At 41.1% G+C, this 7016-nt stretch carries 12 protein-coding genes; 3 read left to right on the top strand and 9 right to left on the bottom strand.

The features are described 5' to 3' along the window. Positions 1 to 208: 208 nt before the first annotated feature. On the bottom strand, positions 209 to 892 hold the full coding sequence (locus T411_RS0115225) for a hypothetical protein (protein WP_000877436.1): 684 nt from the start codon (positions 890 to 892) through the stop codon (positions 209 to 211). 160 nt (positions 893 to 1052) lie between these two features. Here T411_RS0115225 and T411_RS1000000121545 point away from each other — a divergent pair, with 160 nt between their 5' ends. Beyond that, entirely contained in the window at positions 1053 to 1319 is a 267-nt protein-coding gene (locus tag T411_RS1000000121545; RefSeq protein WP_001998372.1) for a hypothetical protein, read from the top strand. 110 nt (positions 1320 to 1429) lie between these two features. On the opposite strand, the gene T411_RS1000000121185 is transcribed toward T411_RS1000000121545, so the two are convergent. Beyond that, positions 1430 to 2008, bottom strand: a complete 579-nt coding sequence (locus T411_RS1000000121185; protein ID WP_000110120.1) for a hypothetical protein — start codon at positions 2006 to 2008, stop codon at positions 1430 to 1432. A 228-nt stretch (positions 2009 to 2236) separates the two neighbouring features. Between T411_RS1000000121185 and T411_RS0115205 the strand changes: the two genes are divergently transcribed. Together T411_RS0115205 and T411_RS0115200 are read left to right on the top strand one after the other, a co-directional pair. Then, complete coding sequence (locus tag T411_RS0115205; RefSeq protein ID WP_001107719.1) at positions 2237 to 2479, top strand: type II toxin-antitoxin system ParD family antitoxin; 243 nt, start codon at positions 2237 to 2239, stop codon at positions 2477 to 2479. Beyond that, on the top strand, positions 2476 to 2775 hold the full coding sequence (locus T411_RS0115200) for a type II toxin-antitoxin system RelE/ParE family toxin (protein ID WP_000802136.1): 300 nt from the start codon (positions 2476 to 2478) through the stop codon (positions 2773 to 2775). The genes T411_RS0115205 and T411_RS0115200 overlap by 4 nt, the downstream gene beginning before the upstream one ends. Positions 2776 to 2902: 127 nt before the next feature. On the opposite strand, the gene T411_RS0115195 is transcribed toward T411_RS0115200, so the two are convergent. The 7 genes from T411_RS0115195 to T411_RS1000000121230 all read right to left on the bottom strand — a co-directional run. Further along, positions 2903 to 3298 carry a DUF3465 domain-containing protein gene (locus T411_RS0115195; RefSeq protein WP_000870857.1) on the bottom strand — a complete coding sequence of 132 codons (396 nt, stop codon included), beginning with the start codon at positions 3296 to 3298 and terminating at the stop codon, positions 2903 to 2905. A gap of 214 nt (positions 3299 to 3512) precedes the next feature. Next, a complete protein-coding gene (locus T411_RS0115190; RefSeq protein ID WP_001883058.1) occupies positions 3513 to 3692 on the bottom strand; it encodes a DUF645 family protein in 180 nt (59 codons plus the stop codon). 697 nt (positions 3693 to 4389) lie between these two features. Further along, positions 4390 to 5088 (bottom strand): hypothetical protein, encoded by a 699-nt coding sequence (locus T411_RS0115180; protein WP_001890502.1) that lies wholly within the window; start codon positions 5086 to 5088, stop codon positions 4390 to 4392. A 122-nt stretch (positions 5089 to 5210) separates the two neighbouring features. Further along, on the bottom strand, positions 5211 to 5837 hold the full coding sequence (locus T411_RS0115175) for a LysE family translocator (protein ID WP_000365423.1): 627 nt from the start codon (positions 5835 to 5837) through the stop codon (positions 5211 to 5213). Positions 5838 to 5985: 148 nt separating this feature from the next. After that, positions 5986 to 6459 (bottom strand): GrpB family protein, encoded by a 474-nt coding sequence (locus T411_RS0115170; RefSeq protein ID WP_001161076.1) that lies wholly within the window; start codon positions 6457 to 6459, stop codon positions 5986 to 5988. A 199-nt stretch (positions 6460 to 6658) separates the two neighbouring features. Continuing rightward, positions 6659 to 6841, bottom strand: coding sequence for a DUF645 family protein (locus T411_RS0115165; RefSeq protein WP_000923182.1), 183 nt, complete (start codon positions 6839 to 6841; stop codon positions 6659 to 6661). Next, positions 6798 to 7016: hypothetical protein (locus tag T411_RS1000000121230; protein WP_000485613.1), on the bottom strand; the 219-nt coding region annotated here is incomplete at its 5' end. The genes T411_RS0115165 and T411_RS1000000121230, both read right to left, overlap by 44 nt.

Below are 7016 nucleotides of genomic sequence, written 5' to 3'. Positions count from 1 at the left end.
ACTCATCTTGAGGATAAATTTGAGTTGATTATCAATCATTACAAGAAGTTGTTCTAAGGGATTGATCTAACATTAGCAAGAAAGCGCCTAACGCCCGCCTAAGGGGCTGACAACGCATAACAACGAAACTCAAACACAACAACCGTAACCACCACGGCTCATTGGGACTGGAAATGCCACGCGTTGGCAGTCCCTCTTAAGGCGTTTGTTATAACGATTTTTCATGATCTTCATAACTGAACATTGTTAAAAAATATTTTAACTCATACAACTGTTCTCTCGTATTGGGTGTTAATTTATGCAAAATATAAACAAAAGCAATTGAAAACACCCCAATAACACCAATTTGAGCAATTGTCTGAATAGTTAAGCTTTTCATTGTTGCAACTAAAACTGACATTGCAAATGTAATAGAAAAACCGACTATTTTTTGTACACTAACTCCACTGTTTTCACATACAGCGATTCTTGATTCAAGGATTTCCAATATTCCACTTACGTGAGATTGCTCAATATCATTTAGCCTAAGAGCTCTACGAAACTTTAAATATCTAGCTTTTTGATCTTTATAATCTTCCGGTGGTGCTTGGGATAACTCATAATCTGAATACTCTTCATTAGTATATTTTTTCTGGGCTTTAAATACAGAAATCAAGCTAGAGGTTTCAAAAAATAAAAATGCAACGAGGTATACGTAGTACATATCTCGATTATTATTGATTGCTGAGATTATTGCCAAAGCTAAGAATATTCCAAAGAGAATGATCGAAATAAAAATAAGTGCTTTAAATTTAAAGCTTATAAACTTAAGGCTTTCTTTGAAAATCACAATTCGAGTACACTCTTTTTTATAAGCATTAAAGCAGAGTTCCCATTTACTTCGATATTTCATACTCTAACGTCTCCAAATCGTTATAACGCCCGCCTAAGGGGCTGACAACGCATTACCACCAAACTCAAACACAATAACCGTAACCACTGCGGCTCAATGGGACTGGAAACGCCGCGCGTTGACAGTCCCTCTTGAGGCGTTTGTTAACTGGCCAGTGCTTATGATTTTCACTGCACTTTTAACCAACACAAAGAAGATTACTCTACTCTTCGTTTGGTGTTTTTACATCTCGGGCTGGTTTTCTGAGCATGAAAAATCCGCAAGCTTCACGCGTTGCAGTCGTAGGTTGCTCCCAAGCACCACAAAGATCCTTGAGATTATTTTTAGCTCTTTCGAAATGACGGCATTGCCCACAACGAAACATTTGCAAACTCCTTTTGCTCAGATGCTTTTGGCATTTCCATTTTGCCAGTTAACGCCCTGTTAAGGTGTGAGCAACGCAATACCGAAGCCTCCGCATACCACCTTAAACACTAAACGCAACGCATAGTCAAAATGCCATGCGTTGCGAATCACTCTTAAACAGTTTGTTATGTGCTAGTCGCCGACTGCATTGGAAGCAATAAAATCTATTTTCTTAAGCAGGTTAACCCATACAAGATCCGTAAAATCTTCTATTTCTAATTTGTGTAGATAGGCATTCAATTCACTTTCCAATGCATTCATGAACTTAGTTGCATTTATTATCTTTTCATTTTTATCAACAAGTTCACCTTTTCTTCTAATTCTCCACCCACCTGTAGTTTCAGCTTGATGTAGAATTCCACAGCGAATATGTTTATAGAAATCCCTACCTAACCCAGAAAAACCACAAAAATATGAAGACTCGCTAAAAAACTCTTCGAATAGTTCACCTGAGTATATCTTGTGACCCTGCTCATTTCTTGCATCTGAAGTTTCATTAATACCTCGCTTCATAGATATTAGTGATTCAACCATTAAGCAGCATACAGCCATCATCGCAAAGCCATGTTTTTGAGAATTATCTCTGAATGGATTGATAAATCGCTCATCATATCTATGCTTCACAAGCTGGATGATACTATTTTTATCGTTGTTTTCTTTGAATTCTACAATGTCGCTTGCAAATACAGCAGATGTTAACTCTACACTCATTTTGTCCTAATATTCCTAAATGTTTGAAATGGCACATAACGCCCGCCTAAGGGGCTGGCAACGCATAACACTAAACTCAATCACAACAACCGAAACCACCGCGGCTCAATGGGACTGGAAACGCCACGCGTTGACAGTCCCGCTTGAGGCGTTTGTTATGCGCGCCTTGCCCAAAATGCCATTTGATACCATAATTAGGTACTTTTTGGTATTTATGGAGATGAGCTCATGGCTAAAAATACAAGTATCACTCTTGGTGAACACTTCGATGGCTTTATTACAAGCCAAATACAAAGTGGGCGTTACGGCTCAGCAAGTGAAGTCATTCGCTCTGCGCTACGTCTACTCGAAAACCAAGAAACCAAACTACAGTCACTCCGTCAACTACTTATTGAAGGAGAGCAAAGTGGTGACGCTGATTATGACCTTGATAGCTTCATCAATGAACTCGATAGTGAAAACATTCGATGAAACCATTTAATCTTACCGTCGCCGCCAAAGCCGATTTACGTGATATTGCTTTATTCACTCAACGACGCTGGGGAAAAGAGCAGCGAAATGTTTATTTAAAGCAATTCGATGATTCCTTTTGGCTTTTAGCGGAAAATCCCGACATTGGTAAATCATGCGATGAAATCCGAGAGGGATACAGAAAATTTCCCCAAGGGAGTCACGTCATCTTTTATCAGCAAACCGGCAGCCAACAAATCAGGGTGATCCGAATTCTTCATAAGAGCATGGATGTGAACCCAATATTCGGCGCATAACGCCCGCCTAAGGGGCTGGCAACGCATTACCACTAAACTGAAACACAGCAACCGTAACCACCGCGGCTCAATGGGACTGGAAACGCTACGCGTTGACAGTCCCTCTTGAGGCGTTTGTTAGGTGAATTTACTCGTACACCTGCCCATTGTGTTTCAACCAACCATGAGCATGACGATTTTGAGGATCTTTATGAGTCCAGTGAAGAACTCCACCCTTTTTGTTCCATTCGTATTCACCATAAAACTCAACACTGTCACCAACCTGTAAGTTTGGAATTCTCGGTGCTAAGTCGATGTTATGAGCAACCAGCAATGTTTGTCCGCTATTGAGCTTTAAGATGAATTTTTGATGCTTTGAACCATCATTGTCATCAGGTAACACTTTCACTACCTTTCCGAATCCTTGAACCTGTAGATCACTTTGTTGCGATTTATAAGCTTGTTGTAAAACGGAGTCATTGGCATGCAAGCCGACCGAAAAAAAGCTTGCGAGAACAAGCCAAAAAGCTAAAAACCATTTCATAAAACTGTCCTTGTTCAATCCACTGACCATTCACCTAACGCCCGCCTAAGGGGCTGGAAACGCATTACCACTAAACTCAATCACAACAACCGTAACCACCGCGGCTCAATGGGACTGGAAACGCCACGCGTTGACAGTCCCTCTTGAGGCGTTTGTTAGCTTCGTAGCCTATTGTTTAACAATGATTTTTAAATACATTTTCTTGAAATGTATTCTACGCAAATGCATCACACAAACACACGTCCAGAGCCAAAAGCTGTGAAGTTGGCTGCCAAAACTCAAAGCGCTCAAGGCTAAGTTGACCACGGTTAAGAATCCGCGACAAAGAAAGCCAGAACACAGAGATAATGCAGCCTTTTGTGAAACCAAACTTTGAGTGTTGAACATCCAACAACTTTGAAGCATCGAGGCTTGCTAGTTTTCAGCGACTTTGAACCCACTGAACTTTCAACACGTTCGACCAAATCAGCATCAAGAAAAGTTCAAAAGCCAAATTGTGCAATTTGAACACTAATATCTGAATTTTCAGGACAATTAAACCCAGAGTTTGATGATTTTTGCTTTAAGAAGCTAACGCCCGCCTAAGGGGCTGGCAACGCATTACCACTAAACTCAAACACAACAGCCGAAACCACCGCGGCTCAATGGGACTGGAAACGCCACGCGTTGACAGTCCCTCTTGAGGCGTTTGTTAACTGGCCGGTGCTTATGATTTTCACTGCACTTTTAACCAACACAAAGAAAATTACTCTACTCTTCATTTGGTGTTTTCACATCTCGGGCTGGTTTTCTGAGCATAAAAAATCCGCAAGCTTCACGCGTTGCAGTCGTAGGTTGTTCCCAAGCACCACAAAGATCCTTGAGATTATTTTTAGCTCTTTCGAAATGACGGCATTGCCCACAACGAAACATTTGCAAACTCCTTTTGCTCAGATGCTTTTGGCATTTCCATTTTGCCAGTTAACGCCCTGTTAAGGGGTGAGCAATGCAATACCGAAGCCGCCGCATACCACCTTAACCACTAAATTCAACGCATAGTAAAAATGCCACGCGTTGCGAATCCCTCTTGAACAGTTTGTTATGAATATTGGTTAAGAGTACTTCATGATCGAAACGATCTTAAAACCACCATAAAAATTCATCTGGATAATGACTTGATGAGGTTCATCTGTTTTTAACACCTTATAAGTGAATACTTCAGGGTTATCACCTTCAGGTTCTACATCAGCTAACAGCTCATCAACCATTTGACCAAAGTTTTGAATTCTATCGTTTACCTCCACACTATCGATACTTGATAGGTCCACCAACCCACTGGTAATAACCTGAATATCACCAATAAATGTCTCTCCATACTTGTGGTAATGCAATGCATGAGAAATATGTTCAATTGCAGCATCAAATCGAGCACGATCAATTTCAATGGCAGCAGTATGAATCAATTCACCATTTTCACCTTTAAGAGTTACTGGTGTATTTTTCTTAGCGAACTGAGCAAATACATGAGGTGTTCTATTTACTGCTCTCATAATTTTCGTGCCAAACTGCGTCTGAGCAAGATCGTTTGACACAACATTAGCTGCTAAAAAGAACAATAGATATACGTCATCTTTTGACTTTGCCGTATTATGTTTCTCACAAGAGCGAACAGTTATAAGGTTCTTTTTATAATTATCCCCACTTGGAACATCTTTTGCCTCAGGAAATATACATTTAGGAGGTACATGCTCCTTAGTGTTTCCCTCTGCATCGCACATGTAACATTTTTCCACACTATCTCCTTTATTCATAACGCCCAATTAAGTAGCCCGAAACGCCCTGGCTCACCTACCGCATTGCTCGGCAACGCCAAACCCGACGCAAACCAAAATCGCCGAGCGTTGAGGGTCTGCTTGAATTGTTTGTTATGCCACTAGCGATCGCTGATCGCAACTTTGCTTGCTAGCCCAATAAGTAAAACACCAGATACGCCCTCTAGCCCTCGCGAGTAGCGCTGAGAATTCGGGCGACTAAAGCCCCAACTACCTACTGACGCATACAGGATATTACACATTGTAGCCAGTACGCTAAATAACAAACCAAGCCACAATAATTGCATCGAAGCCGAACCTGATGATGTGTCAATAAACTGAGGCAGGAACGAAAGGAAGAACAGTGCAACTTTCGGGTTTAATACACTAACAATTACGCCTTGTACAAATACATTTTTGTCACTTTCAACGCTTTCACTTACTTTCAATGTGCTACCCCCACGCCACATTGAAAGTAACGACTGAACACCCAAATAGACTAGATAAGCAGCACCCAACCATTTGACTGCGCTAAAAGCTACCGCTGAGCTGAGGATAATTGCAGATAATCCTAATGAAGCTGCTAAAGTATGAACAAAATAACCTACACCAAGTCCCATTGCAGCTTTGAACCCAGTGACCAACTTACCTTTCATTGTGTTTGAAACAATATAGATAACGTCTGGCCCTGGTATCATATTGATAGCAAGACAAGCGACTATAAACAGTAGTAGTGAATTAAGATCCATTTCCTTTTCTCCATATTTTCTGGCTGTGGCATAACGCCCTGTTAAGGTGTGAGCAACGCAATACCGATGCTTCCGCATACCACCTTAATCAATAAAACCAACGCATAGTAAAAATGCCACGCGTTGCGAATCACTCTTAAACAGTTTGTTATGCCTGCCCTAACACGCGCTCAATAAAAGCTGATTTTTTCCGACGATACTCTTCGTGAGACCAACCTGTACAAGATATTTTCAGCTCATTGTATCGTTGAACTAACTCAGGATTTTTACGGAGTTTGTCTCTAAACCCCACAAAAAACTCAAATTCCGAACCATTAGCTACAACTTGAAAAGCGACATCCTCACCTGAGCTATTTTCCAGCATGCAAAGCTCCGGAGTTCTTAACGTATCGGATTTTTCGTTGAAACCTAGAGTAGAAAGTAACTTTACTGCATTTTCTAGTTCCTTGCCGTTAACACCAACAAGTATGTCTAGGTCACCTTTAGATACAGCATTAGGAATAGAGGAAGTTCCAATATGCTCAATAGATGCATCTGGAAGTAAAGCAGCTATCTCAAGTTCGTACTTACGATACAGGTTTTCACAAGATGCCTGATATTCATCTGCTTTGTAAAACTGCATATTGTCTCCCAAAAGGCATAACGCCCGCCTAAGGGGCTGACAACGCATAACAACCAAACCCAAACACAAACCACCGAAACCACCGCGGCTCAATGGGACTGGAAACGCCGCGCGTTGACAGTCCCTCTTGAGGCGTTTGTTAGTTTCGTAGCCTATTGTTTAGCAATGACTTTTTTAACACATTTGCTTGAAAGTCATTTTACGCAAATGCATCGAACAAGCACACGTCCAACACCAAAAGCTGTGAAGTTGGCAGCCAAAACTTAAAACGATCAAGGTTAAGTTGGCCTCGGTTAAGAGTCGGCGACAAAGAAAGCCAGATCACAGCGATGATGCAGCTATTTGTGAAACCAAACTGACCGTGTGGAAAATCCAACAACATTGAAGCTTCGAGGCTTGCTGATTTTCAGCAATTTTGAAACTGTTGAACTTCCAACACTTTCTACCAATGCAACATCAGCCTGAAACTCAAAAACCAAGTCGGACAACTTGAAAGCTGATTTTTCAAAACGTTGAACCTGAGCTTTTGATGATTTTTCTTGATAGAAACTAACGCC

It is taken from the genome of Vibrio cholerae ATCC 14035, from assembly GCF_000621645.1.
In the GTDB taxonomy this organism is placed as follows: Bacteria; Pseudomonadota; Gammaproteobacteria; order Enterobacterales; family Vibrionaceae; genus Vibrio; species Vibrio cholerae.
Note: the sequence above shows the minus strand (reverse complement) of the source record. Positions and strands in the feature narration are given on the sequence as shown.